The 245-nt window shown below is 36.7% G+C and carries 1 protein-coding gene; it reads left to right on the top strand.

From position 1 onward, the window contains the following. On the top strand, nt 1–245 hold a 245-nt coding region (locus AAEZ06_RS28035), incomplete at both ends, for a hypothetical protein (protein WP_350617448.1).

A 245-nucleotide genomic window follows, 5' to 3' on the forward strand; every position in this document is an offset into this window, starting at 1 on the left:
GCTAAAAGAATACTCGGCTGATATTGCAGATAAGCAAGCCGATCTTGAAGCAAAACGAGCTGCATTCAATAACATGTTTAATAGCATTATGCAGAAGAATAACGGCATAATCAGTTCGATGTATCAAAGTTCTCTTGATATGACTGAGAAAAGCATTGAAGAGCTTGAGAGGGAAATTGAAACTCTAAAACAGAAAGACATACTTAACCCTAGCAAAAAGATTAAAGCTAATGGCGGTGCTTTGT

The sequence above is a fragment of the Pseudomonas sp. HY7a-MNA-CIBAN-0227 genome (assembly GCF_040310325.1).
In the GTDB taxonomy this organism is placed as follows: Bacteria; Pseudomonadota; Gammaproteobacteria; order Pseudomonadales; family Pseudomonadaceae; genus Aquipseudomonas.